Here is a 15,969-nt window from a genome sequence, read left to right on the forward strand (position 1 = left end):
TTTTGTCTTTAATTTAATCAAAAGGTATAAACATGGCTTCTAAAAGCAATAATAAATTAATAGCACAAAACAATAATAGTATAATAACAGAAAAACAAGCGGAACTTCTCATTAAGCAAGCTAACTACTTAAATATACTTGACTATATGAAAGAAGAGCAGCTTATTAAACAGATAGATTATGAAACAGAAAAAGAAAACTTTTTTAAACAATGTTCAAAAACAAAAAGCAATCACACAAAAAGACAATATAGAAACGGACTTAATAAACTAGAGGAATACTGCAAAATGAATAACAAAAATATTTTATTTATTAAAGCAAGAGAAGCTGATGATTTTATAACTGAAGTCAATTCAAGCGAGCTTTCTAATTTAAGCATACGTGCATTAGTTTCTTCATGTTCCTCTTTCTTTTCTTTTTTAGAGAGAAGATATCCGTTTATGAAAAATCCTTTTCGAGGTACAAAAACTCGTCCGCCTGTGAAAAATAAAAAACGTTTGGAAGTACCTACTAAAAAAGAAATTGAATTAATAATTAAAGATATAGCAGATCCTCTTATAAAAGTGGCCATCATTTTTATAATGGAATGCGGAGTACGTGTTGGGGCTTTACCTAAATTAGAAATCAGAAATAATAAATATTATTCTTATTCTAAAGGAAAAGAAATAAGCTGGAAAGTTACTGACAAAGTTATTAAATTATTAAAACAGAATAATCTTTCTTTTAATTGTCCTTTCAAAAATAAAAGTTCTGAAGTGATAAGAAACATTTTTTATAGGAGTTCAAAGCGTTTGTATAATCAAGGTAAAATAAAAGCTGCCTACTCTATACATGATATAAGGCATTATTTTGCTGTTACTTTATACAAACAAACTAAAGATATAGAACTCATTAGGCAGGCATTAAATCATAGCAGTATAGCTATAACAGGAATATACTTAAAAAGTTTGGAGGTAGAATAATGAAAAAAAGATTAGTAGTTTGCAGATTAAATTATAAAGAATATAAGCTATTAAAAAGATTAGCTAAAGAAAATAATATGAGCGTACGTAAGTATATTAAAAAACTTATTTTAGAATATATTAATTAAATATAGTTTTCTAATAACAGTAAATACTTAAAAGTTTGGAGATGTAATAATGAAATTATTTTTATTAATATTCATTGGTTTGCATATATTTTTTTCTATATTGTCTATTTACTTATATAATAAAGAATATTTAAAGAAAGGTATAGAAATAGATTATACACCTATAAATGTTAGAATAGCAATTAAAATTGCTGAATTATTTTTAATAATGTATTCTATTGTTTATTTTTTGATTATTTTATTTTTAGATTAATAAAACTAGTGTTGCGATAATTTATGTTATCGCAACTATTATTATCCTGCCGCAAAGGCTTACGAAGTGGCTCTACTTATTCATATATTCTTTATGTATCATAGCTATATACTGACTAGCTGATAAATTAAGTTCGGCAGCCTTTTCTACTATACTGTTCCATATATCATCATGCATAGTTATATTATGTCTATTCATTTTACCTTTGTTAATATCTATGACAGGTCTTCCAGCACCTTCTCTTTTACCGCCTCTATTTTCTGTTACTTTTTTTTCCATAACTTATTCCTTGATTTATATTGACTTATTATTATATATATATATAATAATAGTTATATGGAAGCTACGGCTGGAGCTTGTCGGAGCCCCAACCGCTTTCTACTGCTTATTAATAGCTTATTTTCTTATGCTATTAACTAATGATATAATTGCGGCTAACAAGTATATCACTGCAGTTATGAAAGTTATAGCTTCCATATTTTTATATCCTCCTTTCGTTGAATATATACATATTATATACGCATTTAATCAAAAAGTCAATAGTAATTTAATAAAAAAATAATTTTTTTTAACTTTTATTCATTAAATAAAATTATAACTGATTTATATTTGTTTGGTGGGGGTGGGTAAAATCTCTACAGGCTTTCAATCGGTGCAACGAGTGGGGAGTCTTTTATGCATGGCGATAACTTTTTTATTAGGGGGTATCAATGCCATTTTTATAATTCTTTAATTTTATTTTCTAATTCATCAATTCTTTTTACAGTTTCTTCTAATTCTTCTACTCTTTTCTTTAATTTCTGCATTTCACTGCCTTTTTCTTCGTATTCTTTTTTAGCTTTTGCAACACAAGCCTGCACAAAACCTCCAAATGTGGCATTAGAATAGTTAAAAGGATCTGCTTTACTATTTTTTACCATTTTAACAATCCATCTATACAAATCCTGATTAAAATTAATTGATATACTATTTCTTGAATCCATAATATCTCCTTAAAATTATTATTATAATTATTGTATTTATAAATAATAAAAATTATCTTTACACACAAATTAATATTTTGGTGGTAAAAAATAGGACTTTTTTGCGGAAAAGAACTTGCTATCTTTTGGAACAGAGTTATTGTCATCACATAAATAATTAAAAAGAGGTAATTTAATGTTCAAAATAACAAAAGAAAGTATAAAAAAATTAATATCAAGGCATACTTCTTTTTCAAAAGAAGCGGCTGAGTTTTTATCTGGATATTTAATTGATAAAAATAGCAGTATGCCTATAGATTGTTTTATAGCTTCTTATTTAGACAATGATCGCAATAAAAGAATAGGTATATCAGTAATTCCAGAAGTTATAGAAGAAACTTTTGAAGAGATAAATAAAAAAGATATAGTTTCTTTTATGAATAGAATACAAGGATTTAATATTAATGCTGTAATATATGAAAGTAATAATATTATTATATATCAACATTAATTGTAATAATATTGATATGGGTACTAAAAGTACCCTTATTTTTACATAATGTTAATAAATAAGTGAGAAAAAAAGTTTTATTTTCTGCGGAAAAGAACTTGCTATCTTTCGGAACAGAGTTATTGTCATCACATAAATAATTAAAAAATAGGAATTAAAAAATGATTAGATTAACAGAACAACAATTAATAAAAGAATTAGTTGAGTATGGTAAATACTCAAAAGAAGGTGCAAAAAAATTATCAAGATATTTTTTTGATAATGACATGGATAATTTATTAATATCTTTCTTAGGTTATCATGAGGATGAAGAAAATGGTATATATTGCGGATTAGATTTTGATAAAATAAATAACTCATTTGAAGAGATAAATAAAAATGATTTAATAGGTTTTATAAAACAACATAACAGTAACTTTAATAATAAAAATATAATAATAGAAACTAAAAATACTATAATATATAAGCATTAATAGGTATAATTATTATAAGGACTGCTAAAAACAGTCCTATTTTTTGCCTTATTTTTTATAAATAAGTGAGAAAAAGTTTTATTTTCTGCGGAAAAGAACTTGCTATCTTTTGGAATAGAGTTATTGTCATCACATAAATAATTAAAAAAAGAGGTAATTAAAAATGATTAATTTTAGTTTGAATGAGATAATAGAAGGATTAAAAGAATACTACTCAGAAAAAGCAGCTGAATTATTAGCAAAATATTTATTAGAGAATGAGCAGGGTTCATCATTACCAATTATAGCTGTATTAAATGAGGATAATAATGAATATGAAGTATCTATAGGTTATGATATTATCAGAGATTTTTATCAAGAGTTTGATACAGAGGGTTTTGTTAAATATTTAGAAGAGAATGAAAAATTGTATGGAGATGAGATATTAATTAGTGATGATAATTTAGTAATATGCTATATGGGATAATAATATAATAATTATATAAAATAAGGGGCATTAACGCTCCTTATTTTTTTGCCTTAATTTGTTAATTGATGTGCAAAAAAAATAACTTTTTTGCGGAAAAGAACTTGCTATCTTTCGCAACAGAGTTATTGTCATCACATAAATAAATAATTAAAAAGAGGTAAATAAAATGACAACTTTTACATTAGATAGTATTACTAAAATAATATTAGAAAAAACTAATTTTTCTAAAACTTCATCTGAGGCTATAGCTAATTTTATAATAGAAGATTATTGTTTTACACTTGAAGAAGATTTTTTTTCAAGGAGATATGATAAAGAAAAAAAAGAACTTATAATTGATGTTAATATACAAGCAATATTAAATGTATTTAAAGAGTTCACTACTAAAGAATTGGTAGATTTTATTAAAAATAACAATTATCTATTTTTCAAAGAAAAAATAATGGCAAAAGGTCCTAATTATATATTGTATAGAATGTAATTTTATAAAAAATAAGGGGCTTTAAAGCCCCTTATTTTTTGCCTTAATTTAAATAAATAAGTGAGAAAAAATAACTTTTTCGCGGAAAAGAACTTGCTATCTTTTGGAACAGAGTTATTGTCATCACATAAATAATTAAAAAAAGAGGTAAACAACATGATTAACTTAACATTATTTTTAATTGATTATAAACAAGGATTAGATTTAGTAAAAGAAGAAAAATACAGTTCTGCTATAACTCGCTTCGAATCTTTAATTGAAATGCTTGACAATAACAAAGATATTATATCAGATTATAAACAATTAAGAGAAAGTATTAACAATAATATAGAAGGATGTAAGCTATTTATGAAAGGGCTTTAATAGTAATAAGGGGCATTAAGCCCCTTATTTTTTTTGCCTTAATTTAAATAAATAAGTGAGAAAAAATAACTTTTTCGCGGAAAAGAACTTGCTATCTTTTGGAACAGAGTTATTGTCATCACATAAATAAATAATTAAAAGAGGAATTAAAAATGAACAAACAATTAAAAAAAGAATTAGCAATAATAAAAAATAATAATGAAGAGGCTACAAAAGCAATAAGAGGATTATTAAATAATAATAACTTAGATGTAGATTTAAATAGATATAATGCAGAAGTTAATTTTAAGGATGAGGAAATACTAAGAACTGATAAAGACAGAGATGGCAAAATAACATCTTCTTTTAGAGTATACAGCATGAGAGTAGATACTAATACAAGCGATGATATTATAAATAATTATGCTGATTTTTTAGAATTATCAGCAAGACTTATGAGAAAAGAAATAAGAGAAAAAATAAACGAAGTGTTAGGTTATTATATAATAAAAACAGAAACAGAAATAGACAATTTGAAAATATCATAAATCTTTTTTTAATTATTTATTAATGCATACTTTATATATAATATATAAAGTATGCAGATTATAAATGATTATAAGCTAAATACACCTTCAGTTTCATAAATACTTTTAGTATCTTCAAAATGATTTTTAATCACTCTATGAAGAGCCATAATGGAGGCTACAACACCATCTATTCTTTTATATGACCTTTTCCTGTCAGGCTTAGTAGGAAGATAATTATCTCTTCCATCTGTTCTTACTTCACAGCAGCTTATCATCCAATTAAGAGCAGGGTTATTACCATGTAAAAGTTTTCGTTCATCTATAGTTTTTTCAAATAAAGAAGTACCTTCAGATAAACCGCCGACTGCAAAAGATTGTCTTATCTCAGTCATCTTAAAACCTTCTTTTTTTAGATGTGTAACTATTTCAATAGCTTTCCAAGGGTCATAAGCTATTTCTATAATTTCAAAATCTCTGGCATCATTTAGTATTGAGGATTCTATAACATCAAAATCTATTATATCACCGCTTGTTAAAGTAATTAAACCTTGCGAAGCCCATAATTCATAAGGCACTCTGTCTTCTTTAGAACGCTGCCTTATATTCTCTTTAGGCATAAAGAATCTAGGCAGAAGTATATACGGACCATTATCAATAGAATCAAAACATAAAACATAAGCTGCTATATCTCTTGTAGTTGCTAAATCCAAACCGATGCAGGCTTTTCTGCCTTTTAATTCATTTATATTTATATTTTGATGTGAATAAGATTTAAGCCATCTGTCAGAAGATATCCATACTTGACTAGCCTGTGTCCAAACATTCAAGTTTTTTGTAAGTATATCAGTTCTTTGAATAGGTTTATCTAGTCCTTCTAAAAGCCTAGATTTGAGATAACTGTCTTTTACAGAAACATTTATATTAGGATTAGCTTGAAAAATAATTTTATTTATTAATTCTTCCTGCTTAGAAACATCTTCTTTTTTTTTTAATTTTTCTTTATATTCAGATATAAATACCCAAATATCATTGATGTTGTCAGGCTCGTATATTATTGTAAAATATTCATCATTAGTATTTGAACCATCTAATATTTTTTTGGCATATTCATATTCAGAAAAACATACCGAAGATTTATCAAAACCAGCAGTAGTAATTATAAATACAAGCGGCTGCCTTCTAGCTCCCATACCAGATTCAAGAACATTTAATAGTTCATTATCAGGATGTGCATGGTACTCATCTACTATAACCAAATGCGGATTTAATCCGTCTTCAGTGTTACTGTCCTGTCCTAATGGTTTTGATTTTGATGCAGTATCTTTTTTCTTTGTAATTGTAGAAGTTTGTTTATATGTAATCGCTTCTTTATTAAGAGCTTTTGCTTTTCTTATTTGCCTTTCGCTTTCACTCCATGCAATTTTGGCTTGATCTTTTTTAGTAGCTATATAATATATTTCGACTCCAGCCTCTGCAGGACTATCGCAGAAAAAACAATAATTACCAATTCCAGATGCAAAAGTAGTTTTTCCATTTTTCCTGCTCACTTGAACGTATGCCTTTTTGTAACGTCTGAGTTTATTTTCTTTTCTTCTCCATCCGAATATACTTGCTATTATAAACTGTTCCCAAGGCTCTAGTATAATATTATGATTTGCCCATTCTCCTTTTGTATGTACTAAAGATTGTATAAACATGATAGGACGTTTAGCTTCATTATCATCAAAATAAAAAGGATAATCATTATTTTTTGATTTTTCTATATCGTCCAAATGCCTTTTTACAGATAAAAAAGCAGCTTGACACACTGGTAATTCTTTATTTATAACTTTATTGATATATTCTTCATAGGTATATATTATATTATTTAACCATTTATCATTTTTTCAAGCGGATCATCCTCTTCTATAGTTTCAGGAGATGATACTTTCTTTTTGGAAGCAGGCGTTAAACCAAACTCAGTAAGCATTTTATGATATGCCGTTATAGCTTTATGATAAGCTAAATATTCGCCCATAGTCTGAGAGTTTTTCCCTTCTAAATATCCAGCTATAGAACCTCCTTCATTAATCATAGCTTGATAAAGATCCATAGCATCGCCGTAATGCAGACATAAAAGTTCAAAAGCAGATAAATCAGCAGGTCCGAGCATATTTTTTTCAGCAAAAATAGGTGCAAGTTCTTCCCATTTTTTTAGAGAATACCCACTAAAATATTCTGGCGGATTTGGTATTATAACGGCTTTTTTGGGCTTATTTTTGGCGTTTTTTGGGGCTTTTTTAGCTTTATCAGGCATTTATACTCCTAATCCTATATTTTAGTTAAAAACCTACACTAATAATAAGTAATATAATATTTTATAAATATATGAATGCGGCAACTCTACATTTTTGTCATAAGAAAAAAATAATTTAGGAGATTTTATGGTTAGAAAAGTCATAATTGGAAACTGTACTTTGATAAAAGGAAATTGTGAAGAGGTTATGGAGGAATTAGAAAGCGATTCTATAAATGCTGTTGTATCAGATCCTCCATATTTATATTTAAAACATAAGCTAGATATACCTTTTGATGAAGATAAAGTATTTGGAGAATGGAAAAGATTGTTAAAAAATAATTCTATGATAGCATTTTTCGGAAGAGGAGATGCATTTTTCAGATGGAACTTAGTGCTTGACAAATTAGGTTTTAAGTTTAAAGAAACGGCAGTATGGGAAAAAGAAAATGCATCAAATTATCTAAATAATTTTTTAAGGATACATGAGGATATATCTTTTCGCAGTTTAGGTAATGCTAATCTAAGAAAAGAATATGTTGACTATTTAGAATATCAAATTAATAAAAATAAATTAGATAGAATAATAGATATTTGGAGAGGATTAAGGAGTGCATTAAACAGCAAAGACAAAGATGATGTTATTAAATATATAGAGACAGGCATCAAGGAGTTTAATTATGAAAGTAAAAGAAAATATGAAATAACAGCAAGAAAACATCAAGGGGCAAAAAGAGGAGTTAATTTATTTCAGTCGGTAAAAGTAGGAAAAATAGAAACTTCTATTATGCGTTGTAATAGAGAGCAGTATCAATATCAGCATCCAACACAAAAACCTGTTGCCTTAATGGAGCGTTTAGTAAGATTAGTTTCAGATGAAAATAATACAATATTAGATCCATTTATGGGCGGAGGCAGTACAGGAGTTGCATGTATTAATACTAATAGGAAGTTTATAGGAATAGAGCTTGATGATGAATATTTTGATACAGCGGTAAAAAGAATAAGCAAAGCATATCAAGATAAAGAAGAGGAGTTTATTAATGAAAAAGCAGCATAAAGTCAAAGCTCCTTTTTGCTATTTTGGAGGGAAAAGTTCAGTTGCTGATTTAGTTTGGGAACTTATTGGAAATGATGTAAAGCGATATTTTGAGCCTTTTGCAGGAAGTTTAGCAGTATTATTAGCTAGAAAAAGAAAGCCTAATAAATTATATAATGAAATAGTCAATGATTTAGACTGCTTATTAATTAATGTGTGGCGAGCATTAAAGAAAGCATCAGCTGAAGTAGCTCTTTTATGCTGCGATCCAAGTTCGCAGCTTTTATATTGGCAGAGAATATGCTATATAGTAAAAAATAAAGACAATTTATTGGAAAAAATGCTGAAAGATGATGAATATTATGATGTAAAACTTGCGGCATATTGGATATACTGCAAAAGTTCAGAAATCGGAGGAATGGAAATAGATAAAATTGATGTAGAAGAGGTCTATAAATCAATAAATAATGGAATTACAAAAGGGAGAATACAATTATTAAGAGGAAACGGTATTCATTCAAAATGTACTCAAATTTTTAATCCATACAGTGTAACTAGATGTAAATTAGAAAGACTTAGTTTATGGTTTGCACAAATAGAAAATATATTAGAAAATGTAAAAATTACCTGCATGGATTGGAAAAGACTTTTCAATGAAGGTACACATTGGCAGGATGATTGTGGCAAAAGCAACATAGGAATATTTTTCGATCCTCCATATTCTGATACAAGCAGAAAAAAATCTTTATATAGAATTGACAGTTATGATACAGCAAAAGAAGTTAATGAGTTTTGTATAAAAAATGCTTATAGAGAAACTTATAAAATAGTTGTTGCAGGATATGAAGGAGAACATAATAATCTTGAAGATTACGGATATGTAAAATATTCTTGGAAAGCACAGGGAGGATATAGTAATATTAGGGGAAATAATGATAATAAATTAAAAGAACGTCTTTGGGCTTCAAGTTCTTGTAATAAAATAACAATATAAAACTTATATTTCCTTATATTTTTTTTATATATATATGTCTGTAATAAAAAATATAAGGAATTATATAAAAAAATGGCTGTTTCCTGATTTCAGCTATATTGACAGTAATAACTTTTTATCAATTCAAAATGATAAAACTTTATCAGCAGTCAATCCTAATACTGCTTTGACTTTTTCTACAGTATTTGCATGCGTGAGAGTTATAGCTGAAACAATAGCAACTTTACCTCTTTTTGTATATAAAATAAATGGAAATAATAAAGTAAAAGCTAAAGATCATTCTTTATATAGCTTATTGCATGACTCACCTAATGAAGAATGCACATCAGTATCATTTATAGAAAGTCTAATCACTCAAATACTTCTTCAAGGCAACGGCTTTGTAGAAGTAGTAAGGGATAATTTCAACAGAGTAACAGAACTTTATCTAATAGATTCAAATAAGATTAAAATATATAGAGATTCAAACAGCAATAAAATGTTTGAATATTCAGATGATGGAGAAATCATGACTTTATCTCCGTCTCAAGTTATGCATATAGCAGGACTTGGATGGAACGGAGTGATAGGATACAGTCCAATAGCTATGATGCGTAAGCAAATAACCACAGGACTTTATCAGGATAATTTCGCATTAGATTTCTTTTCTAATGGTGTTAAAAAAGTTCCAATAATTTCACATCCAGATAAATTAAGTGCAGATGCTAAAAGGAATTTAAAAGAAAGTTTCAGAGAGGCTTGGGAAAAAGGTATCGTTGTCCTTGAAGAAGGAATGAAAATAGATCCTATAACAATGAACTTGTCAGATGCTCAGTTTTTAGAAAGCAGAAGATTTTCGGTAGAGGAAATATGCCGAGTGTTCCGTGTACCTCCTCATCTTATAGGAGATTTAAGCAGAAGTACAAATAATAATATAGAGCATCAAAGTATAGAGTTTGTAACGCACACAATAAGACCGTGGTGCGTTCGTATAGAAAAAGCATTGAATGGCTATTTATTAAATAATTTAGAAAGAAAAAAATATAATATAGAGTTTAATTTGGACGGACTTTTGAGAGGCGATACTCTTACAAGGCAGCAGGCGAATCAAATAAAATTAAATAATGGTGTTCTCACTAGAAATGAATGGCGGATACTGGAAAACCTTAACGAAGTAGAAGATGAATACGGAGATGAGTATTTCTGTTCTCAGCAAATAAGACCAATAAAAACAGTTTATGCCGAAAGGCACCTATTCGGTGAAACTTCAGAAAATGAGAGCAATCAAAACTTTAATATAAATAATAATGATGAAAATAAAAAATTAGAAGAGGAATATAAAGATGCCAGCAAGCAATAATGAAATTAGAAGTATAGATATTAATATTCAAAAAAGTACAGACACAGAAGGTGAACCTCTTAAATTAAGAGGCTATGCTATTGTATATAATTCTTTAAGTGAGCCTCTCTATGGAGATTTATTTAGAGAGCGTATAAACAGAGGAGCTTTCACTAAATCATTATTAGAAAATGATCAAGTATGTTTATGGGGACATGATACAAGATATGTTCTAGGCAGAAAGAGTTCTGGCACATTAATTTTAAGAGAAGATGAAAAAGGATTGTATTTTGAAGTTTCTATGCCAAATACTACTTGGGCAAGAGATTTGAAAGAAAGCGTGGACAGAGGCGATATAAAGCAAATGTCTTTTGGCTTCAAAGTAGTAAGAGAAAATTGGCTTGATAATAAAGAAACATTAAAAGAATATGGAATGCCTATTCGTGAAGTAGAAGAAATCACTTTGCATGAAATATCATTAGTAACATTTCCAGCTTATCCTCAAACGAATGTTAGGCATAAAGGCGACTGCCCGCATTCTGCGAATGAAGATGTATATATTCCAAAACCGCCTGCTAAAACTATGCCTACAGTAAATGATGATTTTGATTATAGAAATAAAGAATATGAACAAAAAATAAAATATCTAAAAATAAAAAATAAATAATAATAAGGAGTATCAAATTATGTCACCAGAAGAATTAAGAGCTTTAATAGAAAAACTAAAAAATGAAAATGCTTTAGATTTACAATCTATTGATGAACTTATGCAAAAAAGACAAGCATATTCTGCTATGAGTATTGAAGAGAGAGAAAATAAAAAAGAAGATATATCAAAACTAGATAATGATATAGATACTTTAATGAAGAATATAGAAAATAGAAATAAGGAAATAGAGAGAAATGATAAACTTCTATCACTTCAAACTAAATCTTCTATGAATAAAAGAAATGTAGCTGATAATTTAGACAATTCATCTGCTGATGATAACAAAGCTGAATTAAGAGCTAAAGTTGACAGATGGTTTAGATCAGGCAATGATAAAGAAATAAGAGAAACACTTCAGGCAGGAGTTGCTGAAGGCGGAGGAAATACTATAGCCCCACAGTATCTAGTAAAGCAAATTATAAAAGACTTAGATGATGCAGTACAGATAAGAAAAAGAGCAAATATCATTCCTGCTATAAACGGATATGCAAGCATAGGAATACCTACACTTGACAGCGATTTAAATGATCTTAATTGGACAGCAGAAATCGCAGAAGTTACAGAAGATACAAATATGTCTTTTGGAAAAAGAGAAATGAAGCCTAATCAATTAACTAAGTTAGTTAAACTTAGTAAAAGATTAATAAAACAAAGCAACATAGATATTCAAGGTTTAGTTGAGGAGAGAATAGTATATAAATTGGCTTCTACATTAGAGCATAATTATTTATATGGAAATGGACAGGATAAACCTCTAGGTATATTTGCTCAAACTTCAGATAATACAGCAGCTATTCCAACTGACAGAGATATAAAAGTAGGAACTGCAAGTGCTGCTATAACTTATGATGGTTTAGTAGATGCAGTAAGCGGATTGAAAGGCGGATATCAAAACGGAGCCGTATGGATGCTTAATAAAAAAGCAGTTGCTGCTTTAAGAAAATTAAAAGATAAGCAGGACCGTCCTATTTGGCAGGAAAGTTTAATAGCGGGACAGCCTAGTATTTTACTTGGTATACCAGTTGTGCAAAATGACTTTATAGAAGATAAGCTGGAAGCTACAAAATATTTCGGGTTCTTAGCAAACTTAAAGTATTATTGGATTTTTGACAGCTTGTCTATGGAACTTCAAGTTTTGCATGAGTTATACAGCAAAACAAATCAGGTAGGTTTCCAAGTAGGATATTGGGGAGACGGTGCTCCTATTCAAAAATCAGCATTTGTAAGATTACTTCCAAATGATCAAGCGTATGCAGCTTAATAATTTTTAATAAGGCTTTATATATGAGCAGTGATACTGAAGATAGTAATAGTATAGACATTGATGTCGGAAAAGTAGTCGCCGAAGGCGTGCTTTCGCAAGAGGTAGGAGATGATGACAAAGTAGTTACTTTGGCTGAGTTCAAAAAGTTTCTAAACTTAGAAGGCATTGACTATGATGATGATATACTGCATCTGACTTTAGATAGTGCAATCGGCTATTGTAATAAAGCTAATGAAACAGAATACAAAAGAGCCGATTGTCCTCCTGAAGTTAGGTATGCAATTCTTGGACTTGCTGCTCATTATTTTGAAAGCAAAACAGGAGAAGCTAGTCAAAGTGAGGAAGTGGCTTTGAAAGGGGTTCATAGATTATTGGCCATTGCTAGGGAAAAGTTTACTTTATGAAAGTTGGAAAATTAATTCATACTATAACTTTTTATAGAACAAAGTATATAGATAATGGAAACGGAACAGGAAGTAATGAATTAATAGAATTAAGAAAAGTAAAATGCTCTATTGAAGATATAACATATAAAGATATACAGCAGGGTAAAAGAAAAGATTTAGAAAGAACTTTGAAAGTACATACTCATTATTTCAAAGAGTTTGATACCAAAGGAATGATGGCCAAAATAAACCGTGAAAATGATATCTATGAAGTTATTAATATGGAGAATGTTTCATATAAAAATATAGAATGCATATTTACAATAAAGAAATTAGTAAATAATAAAAGTAAATAATATGTCAGGTGTAAGCAGAAAAACTTCTATAAGTATAAAAGGACTTGATGAGTTTAGGAAAACTTTAGAAGAACTAGGAGGCGATTTTAAAAAAGCTATAAAAGCAGGAGCTAGAAAAGCAGGAAATGAAATAGCAAAAGAAGCTAATGCGGAAGCGAAAAGCAGAGGCTGGAGTGAAGATAAATATTATGATGTAAAAGAAAGAAAATCATCAAAAGGAAGCAACACTTCTGTAGCAATAAAAGTAGGTACATTAGAAGTTAGTGGCGGAGGAGTTCCTCAAAAAAATAAAATAAAATGGTATAAAGAGAAAGGAGACAGATATTATGTTCGGTTTCCAGAATATGGTACTATTTATCAGCTTCCTCAGCCTCTTTTAATTCCAATTTTTGAAAATAAAAAACCTGTTATAGAAGAATATATAAAACAGAAATTACAGCAAGCAATAGATAAGGCAAACAAAAAGAAATGATTGAGAATGCTATATACACAATACTTAAAGAATTAACAAAAGATAAAGCGGACGGAGTTTATTTAGATTTTGTTAATGATTCAGAAATAGACAAAGAGAAAACATATATAGTTTATTCTTTAACAAGCAGCACACCGCATTATGATTTTGAATATGGCAGGAATGTTTATCAAATAGCCGTATATTCTAATGATTTGAGTAAAGTATTAAATATACAAAGAGCAATAGGCAAATATTTTACCAATTTAACAGCTATTATTGAAGATACAGAAATATGCGGATGTGATGTTTCAAATGAAACACATAACTATACTGAAGGTTTTTATCAAGCTGTAAGCATAGTAAATATATTATATAAATATTAATGTAAGGAGACTTTATGAGTCAAACAAGTGTGCAAGAAAAAAAGACAATAAGATACGGAAGTGCCAAAGTTTTGATAGGAGATAGATTTGATAAACTTATAAATATAGGAGCAGCACGCAGTGTTGCTGTAAAAGAAACTATAACTACATCAGATATAGAAAGCGACAATGCAGGAACTATAGCTACTTTAGTGACAGAACATAAAATGGAATTAACTCTTGACAGTTTAGAAATTAATTTCAAAAACTATGCTGAGGCAAGAGGCGGTATAGATAATATAGACAGCTATGATGGTAAAACAGAAGTTACAAAACAGTATATAGTAGAATCAGATACATATAAAAGAGGTGAAGAAATAAAAGTTCCATTTAGAAATGCAGACGGAAGCGAAGTAACAATAACTAAAGTAGAAAAGAAAAACTCTATGGGAAATATTCGCATAGAAGAATCAAGCTACGAAAAAATAGGAACTAATGGAATAAAAATTACAGATACTAAAATATCTCCTAGCACAGATACTTTAATTATTACATATACTAGAACTATGCCTAAAATGGTACGCATGGCAACAGGAGGAAAAAGTTCTACAATCAAACCTAAATGCATAATGATAGTTAATACTAATGCTGAGAGTAAAGAATTAAGAATATATTTACCGCAGGCTTCAATAGCAGGCGGCTTAGAGTTTAGCTTCCCTTCTGATAAAGCACAGGATGTGTTGGTAGGGAAATTAAGTTTCTCAGCGACTTTAGCAGGCAGTCAGCAAAGCGGAGAGCAGCTTGCATGGTATGAAGATGAACAGTCTGTAGGTAAAGATGAAGAAGAAATAAAAGATACAGAAGAGGAAACATCAGATTCTGAAGACGTACAGTCTCCAGAACTTACTTTAGAAGTTAACAAGGAAAGTTTAGATTTGAAAATTGGAGATAAACCTACTTTAAATCTTACGAGCAATGCTGATAGTATAGAGCATAGTTTAGAACCTGCTGAACAAGATTTTTTTGACGCAGAATATAATAACACAGATAAAATATTCACCATAACAGGAAAAAAAGCAGGAAGTGCTGTATTAAAAATAATAGCTAAAAAATCTGGATGTGAAGATAAAATAATAAGTATACCAATTAATGTGGCAGAAGTTCTTACTTTAGAAGCGAACAAGGAAAGTTTAGATTTGAAAATTGGAGATAAACCAACTCTAAATCTTACAAGCAATGCTGATAGTATAGAACATAGTTTAGAACCTACTGAACAAGATTTTTTTGATGCTGAATATGCAGATAAAGTATTTACTATAACAGGAAAAAAAGCAGGAAGTGCTGTATTAAAAATAATAGCTAAAAAGGCAGGCAATGAAGATAAACAATTAGATATTGCTATTAATGTAGCAGAAGTTCTTACTTTGGAAGCTAACAAGCAAAGTTTAGATTTAAGAGTTGGAGAAAAACCTACTTTAAATCTTACAAGCAATGCTGATGAAATAACATATTTAATAGAGCCAGCAGAACAAGGCTTTATTGATGTTGAATACAATGATGTTGATAAAGTATTCACTGTTACAGGTAAGGCAGCAGGCAGTGTAACCTTGAAGATAACAGCTAAAAAAGCAGGCAGTGAAGATATTACTAAAGATATATCTATTAATATACAAGCAGCTAATTAAAATATTGGAGTAAAAC

At 28.9% G+C, this 15,969-nt stretch carries 23 protein-coding genes; 19 read left to right on the forward strand and 4 right to left on the reverse strand.

The genetic code is table 11. The annotated features are described in order from the left end of the window. The first annotated feature begins 32 nt into the window (after nucleotides 1–32). Genes BHAMNSH16_RS07825 through BHAMNSH16_RS07830 form a run of 3 tightly spaced genes read left to right on the forward strand, consistent with a single transcriptional unit; the run spans nucleotide 33 to nucleotide 1,343 of the window. A complete protein-coding gene (locus BHAMNSH16_RS07825; RefSeq protein WP_039954195.1) occupies nucleotides 33–962 on the forward strand; it encodes a tyrosine-type recombinase/integrase in 930 nt (309 codons plus the stop codon). Continuing rightward, a complete protein-coding gene (locus BHAMNSH16_RS14545) occupies nucleotides 962–1,090 on the forward strand; it encodes a DUF6290 family protein (RefSeq protein WP_008727978.1) in 129 nt (42 codons plus the stop codon). Before BHAMNSH16_RS07825 ends, BHAMNSH16_RS14545 begins: the two co-directional genes overlap by 1 nt. Nucleotides 1,091–1,139: 49 nt before the next feature. Further along, nucleotides 1,140–1,343, forward strand: a complete 204-nt coding sequence (locus BHAMNSH16_RS07830; RefSeq protein WP_069731696.1) for a hypothetical protein — start codon at nucleotides 1,140–1,142, stop codon at nucleotides 1,341–1,343. A gap of 72 nt (nucleotides 1,344–1,415) precedes the next feature. On the opposite strand, the gene BHAMNSH16_RS07835 is transcribed toward BHAMNSH16_RS07830, so the two are convergent. Together BHAMNSH16_RS07835 and BHAMNSH16_RS07840 are read right to left on the reverse strand one after the other, a co-directional pair. Then, on the reverse strand, nucleotides 1,416–1,622 hold the full coding sequence (locus BHAMNSH16_RS07835; RefSeq protein ID WP_008727979.1) for a hypothetical protein: 207 nt from the start codon (nucleotides 1,620–1,622) through the stop codon (nucleotides 1,416–1,418). 440 nt (nucleotides 1,623–2,062) lie between these two features. Beyond that, nucleotides 2,063–2,326, reverse strand: a complete 264-nt coding sequence (locus BHAMNSH16_RS07840) for a hypothetical protein (protein WP_241033577.1) — start codon at nucleotides 2,324–2,326, stop codon at nucleotides 2,063–2,065. A gap of 175 nt (nucleotides 2,327–2,501) precedes the next feature. On the opposite strand from BHAMNSH16_RS07840, the gene BHAMNSH16_RS07845 reads away from it, so the two are divergent. The 6 genes from BHAMNSH16_RS07845 to BHAMNSH16_RS07870 all read left to right on the forward strand — a co-directional run bounded on the left by BHAMNSH16_RS07845 (nucleotide 2,502) and on the right by BHAMNSH16_RS07870 (nucleotide 5,129). Next, nucleotides 2,502–2,816 (forward strand): hypothetical protein, encoded by a 315-nt coding sequence (locus tag BHAMNSH16_RS07845; protein WP_008730287.1) that lies wholly within the window; start codon nucleotides 2,502–2,504, stop codon nucleotides 2,814–2,816. Between the two features lie 161 nt (nucleotides 2,817–2,977). After that, the gene (locus tag BHAMNSH16_RS07850; RefSeq protein ID WP_008730285.1) at nucleotides 2,978–3,289 is read left to right on the forward strand and encodes a hypothetical protein; all 312 of its coding nucleotides are present in this window, start codon (nucleotides 2,978–2,980) and stop codon (nucleotides 3,287–3,289) included. 163 nt (nucleotides 3,290–3,452) lie between these two features. Then, nucleotides 3,453–3,755 (forward strand): hypothetical protein, encoded by a 303-nt coding sequence (locus BHAMNSH16_RS07855; RefSeq protein ID WP_069731694.1) that lies wholly within the window; start codon nucleotides 3,453–3,455, stop codon nucleotides 3,753–3,755. Between the two features lie 169 nt (nucleotides 3,756–3,924). Beyond that, entirely contained in the window at nucleotides 3,925–4,239 is a 315-nt protein-coding gene (locus tag BHAMNSH16_RS07860) for a hypothetical protein (RefSeq protein WP_069731693.1), read from the forward strand. A gap of 156 nt (nucleotides 4,240–4,395) precedes the next feature. Next, entirely contained in the window at nucleotides 4,396–4,602 is a 207-nt protein-coding gene (locus BHAMNSH16_RS07865) for a hypothetical protein (RefSeq protein ID WP_039954737.1), read from the forward strand. Between the two features lie 152 nt (nucleotides 4,603–4,754). Further along, on the forward strand, nucleotides 4,755–5,129 hold the full coding sequence (locus BHAMNSH16_RS07870; RefSeq protein WP_008730264.1) for a hypothetical protein: 375 nt from the start codon (nucleotides 4,755–4,757) through the stop codon (nucleotides 5,127–5,129). A 68-nt stretch (nucleotides 5,130–5,197) separates the two neighbouring features. On the opposite strand, the gene BHAMNSH16_RS07875 is transcribed toward BHAMNSH16_RS07870, so the two are convergent. Both BHAMNSH16_RS07875 and BHAMNSH16_RS07880 read right to left on the reverse strand, forming a co-directional pair. Beyond that, a complete protein-coding gene (locus tag BHAMNSH16_RS07875) occupies nucleotides 5,198–6,970 on the reverse strand; it encodes a terminase large subunit (RefSeq protein WP_069731692.1) in 1,773 nt (590 codons plus the stop codon). Nucleotides 6,971–6,978: 8 nt separating this feature from the next. Beyond that, nucleotides 6,979–7,407: a P27 family phage terminase small subunit gene (locus tag BHAMNSH16_RS07880; RefSeq protein WP_069731691.1), complete on the reverse strand. Its 429-nt coding sequence runs from the start codon at nucleotides 7,405–7,407 to the stop codon at nucleotides 6,979–6,981. 127 nt (nucleotides 7,408–7,534) lie between these two features. Between BHAMNSH16_RS07880 and BHAMNSH16_RS07885 the strand changes: the two genes are divergently transcribed. Genes BHAMNSH16_RS07885 through BHAMNSH16_RS07930 form a run of 10 tightly spaced genes read left to right on the forward strand, consistent with a single transcriptional unit; the run spans nucleotide 7,535 to nucleotide 15,953 of the window. Next, nucleotides 7,535–8,446, forward strand: a complete 912-nt coding sequence (locus BHAMNSH16_RS07885; protein WP_008730267.1) for a DNA-methyltransferase — start codon at nucleotides 7,535–7,537, stop codon at nucleotides 8,444–8,446. Continuing rightward, nucleotides 8,430–9,419, forward strand: a complete 990-nt coding sequence (locus BHAMNSH16_RS07890; protein WP_008730268.1) for a DNA adenine methylase — start codon at nucleotides 8,430–8,432, stop codon at nucleotides 9,417–9,419. Before BHAMNSH16_RS07885 ends, BHAMNSH16_RS07890 begins: the two co-directional genes overlap by 17 nt. A 34-nt stretch (nucleotides 9,420–9,453) precedes the next feature. Beyond that, on the forward strand, nucleotides 9,454–10,758 hold the full coding sequence (locus BHAMNSH16_RS07895) for a phage portal protein (protein ID WP_069731690.1): 1,305 nt from the start codon (nucleotides 9,454–9,456) through the stop codon (nucleotides 10,756–10,758). Next, complete coding sequence (locus tag BHAMNSH16_RS07900; RefSeq protein ID WP_008730202.1) at nucleotides 10,742–11,404, forward strand: HK97 family phage prohead protease; 663 nt, start codon at nucleotides 10,742–10,744, stop codon at nucleotides 11,402–11,404. The genes BHAMNSH16_RS07895 and BHAMNSH16_RS07900 overlap by 17 nt, the downstream gene beginning before the upstream one ends. A 19-nt stretch (nucleotides 11,405–11,423) precedes the next feature. Beyond that, the gene (locus BHAMNSH16_RS07905; RefSeq protein WP_008730203.1) at nucleotides 11,424–12,707 is read left to right on the forward strand and encodes a phage major capsid protein; all 1,284 of its coding nucleotides are present in this window, start codon (nucleotides 11,424–11,426) and stop codon (nucleotides 12,705–12,707) included. 23 nt (nucleotides 12,708–12,730) lie between these two features. Beyond that, nucleotides 12,731–13,114, forward strand: a complete 384-nt coding sequence (locus BHAMNSH16_RS07910; RefSeq protein ID WP_008730204.1) for a head-tail connector protein — start codon at nucleotides 12,731–12,733, stop codon at nucleotides 13,112–13,114. Further along, complete coding sequence (locus BHAMNSH16_RS07915) at nucleotides 13,111–13,452, forward strand: phage head completion protein (protein WP_008721148.1); 342 nt, start codon at nucleotides 13,111–13,113, stop codon at nucleotides 13,450–13,452. The genes BHAMNSH16_RS07910 and BHAMNSH16_RS07915 overlap by 4 nt, the downstream gene beginning before the upstream one ends. Nucleotide 13,453: 1 nt before the next feature. Next, complete coding sequence (locus BHAMNSH16_RS07920; protein ID WP_008730206.1) at nucleotides 13,454–13,924, forward strand: HK97-gp10 family putative phage morphogenesis protein; 471 nt, start codon at nucleotides 13,454–13,456, stop codon at nucleotides 13,922–13,924. Further along, complete coding sequence (locus BHAMNSH16_RS07925) at nucleotides 13,921–14,289, forward strand: hypothetical protein (RefSeq protein ID WP_008730209.1); 369 nt, start codon at nucleotides 13,921–13,923, stop codon at nucleotides 14,287–14,289. The genes BHAMNSH16_RS07920 and BHAMNSH16_RS07925 overlap by 4 nt, the downstream gene beginning before the upstream one ends. Nucleotides 14,290–14,303: 14 nt before the next feature. Further along, nucleotides 14,304–15,953: a hypothetical protein gene (locus tag BHAMNSH16_RS07930; protein WP_241033579.1), complete on the forward strand. Its 1,650-nt coding sequence runs from the start codon at nucleotides 14,304–14,306 to the stop codon at nucleotides 15,951–15,953. Nucleotides 15,954–15,969 lie beyond the last annotated feature (16 nt).

The organism is Brachyspira hampsonii (assembly GCF_002214805.1).
Classification (GTDB): domain Bacteria; phylum Spirochaetota; class Brachyspiria; order Brachyspirales; family Brachyspiraceae; genus Brachyspira; species Brachyspira hampsonii.

Bases quoted from the DNA above. Each gene is read 5' to 3' on its own strand.
- BHAMNSH16_RS07845 (WP_008730287.1), top strand. From the start codon at position 2,502: ATGTTCAAAATAACAAAAGAAAGTATAAAAAAATTAATATCAAGGCAT.
- BHAMNSH16_RS07870 (WP_008730264.1), top strand. From the start codon at position 4,755: ATGAACAAACAATTAAAAAAAGAATTAGCAATAATAAAAAATAATAAT.
- BHAMNSH16_RS07835 (WP_008727979.1), bottom strand. From the start codon at position 1,622: ATGGAAAAAAAAGTAACAGAAAATAGAGGCGGTAAAAGAGAAGGTGCT.
- BHAMNSH16_RS07880 (WP_069731691.1), bottom strand. From the start codon at position 7,407: ATGCCTGATAAAGCTAAAAAAGCCCCAAAAAACGCCAAAAATAAGCCC.
- BHAMNSH16_RS07890 (WP_008730268.1), top strand. From the start codon at position 8,430: ATGAAAAAGCAGCATAAAGTCAAAGCTCCTTTTTGCTATTTTGGAGGG.
- BHAMNSH16_RS07925 (WP_008730209.1), top strand. From the start codon at position 13,921: ATGATTGAGAATGCTATATACACAATACTTAAAGAATTAACAAAAGAT.
- BHAMNSH16_RS07825 (WP_039954195.1), top strand. From the start codon at position 33: ATGGCTTCTAAAAGCAATAATAAATTAATAGCACAAAACAATAATAGT.
- BHAMNSH16_RS07850 (WP_008730285.1), top strand. From the start codon at position 2,978: ATGATTAGATTAACAGAACAACAATTAATAAAAGAATTAGTTGAGTAT.
- BHAMNSH16_RS14545 (WP_008727978.1), top strand. From the start codon at position 962: ATGAAAAAAAGATTAGTAGTTTGCAGATTAAATTATAAAGAATATAAG.
- BHAMNSH16_RS07900 (WP_008730202.1), top strand. From the start codon at position 10,742: ATGCCAGCAAGCAATAATGAAATTAGAAGTATAGATATTAATATTCAA.
- BHAMNSH16_RS07840 (WP_241033577.1), bottom strand. From the start codon at position 2,326: ATGGATTCAAGAAATAGTATATCAATTAATTTTAATCAGGATTTGTAT.
- BHAMNSH16_RS07920 (WP_008730206.1), top strand. From the start codon at position 13,454: ATGTCAGGTGTAAGCAGAAAAACTTCTATAAGTATAAAAGGACTTGAT.
- BHAMNSH16_RS07930 (WP_241033579.1), top strand. From the start codon at position 14,304: ATGAGTCAAACAAGTGTGCAAGAAAAAAAGACAATAAGATACGGAAGT.
- BHAMNSH16_RS07865 (WP_039954737.1), top strand. From the start codon at position 4,396: ATGATTAACTTAACATTATTTTTAATTGATTATAAACAAGGATTAGAT.
- BHAMNSH16_RS07895 (WP_069731690.1), top strand. From the start codon at position 9,454: ATGTCTGTAATAAAAAATATAAGGAATTATATAAAAAAATGGCTGTTT.
- BHAMNSH16_RS07855 (WP_069731694.1), top strand. From the start codon at position 3,453: ATGATTAATTTTAGTTTGAATGAGATAATAGAAGGATTAAAAGAATAC.
- BHAMNSH16_RS07885 (WP_008730267.1), top strand. From the start codon at position 7,535: ATGGTTAGAAAAGTCATAATTGGAAACTGTACTTTGATAAAAGGAAAT.
- BHAMNSH16_RS07860 (WP_069731693.1), top strand. From the start codon at position 3,925: ATGACAACTTTTACATTAGATAGTATTACTAAAATAATATTAGAAAAA.
- BHAMNSH16_RS07905 (WP_008730203.1), top strand. From the start codon at position 11,424: ATGTCACCAGAAGAATTAAGAGCTTTAATAGAAAAACTAAAAAATGAA.
- BHAMNSH16_RS07915 (WP_008721148.1), top strand. From the start codon at position 13,111: ATGAAAGTTGGAAAATTAATTCATACTATAACTTTTTATAGAACAAAG.
- BHAMNSH16_RS07830 (WP_069731696.1), top strand. From the start codon at position 1,140: ATGAAATTATTTTTATTAATATTCATTGGTTTGCATATATTTTTTTCT.
- BHAMNSH16_RS07910 (WP_008730204.1), top strand. From the start codon at position 12,731: ATGAGCAGTGATACTGAAGATAGTAATAGTATAGACATTGATGTCGGA.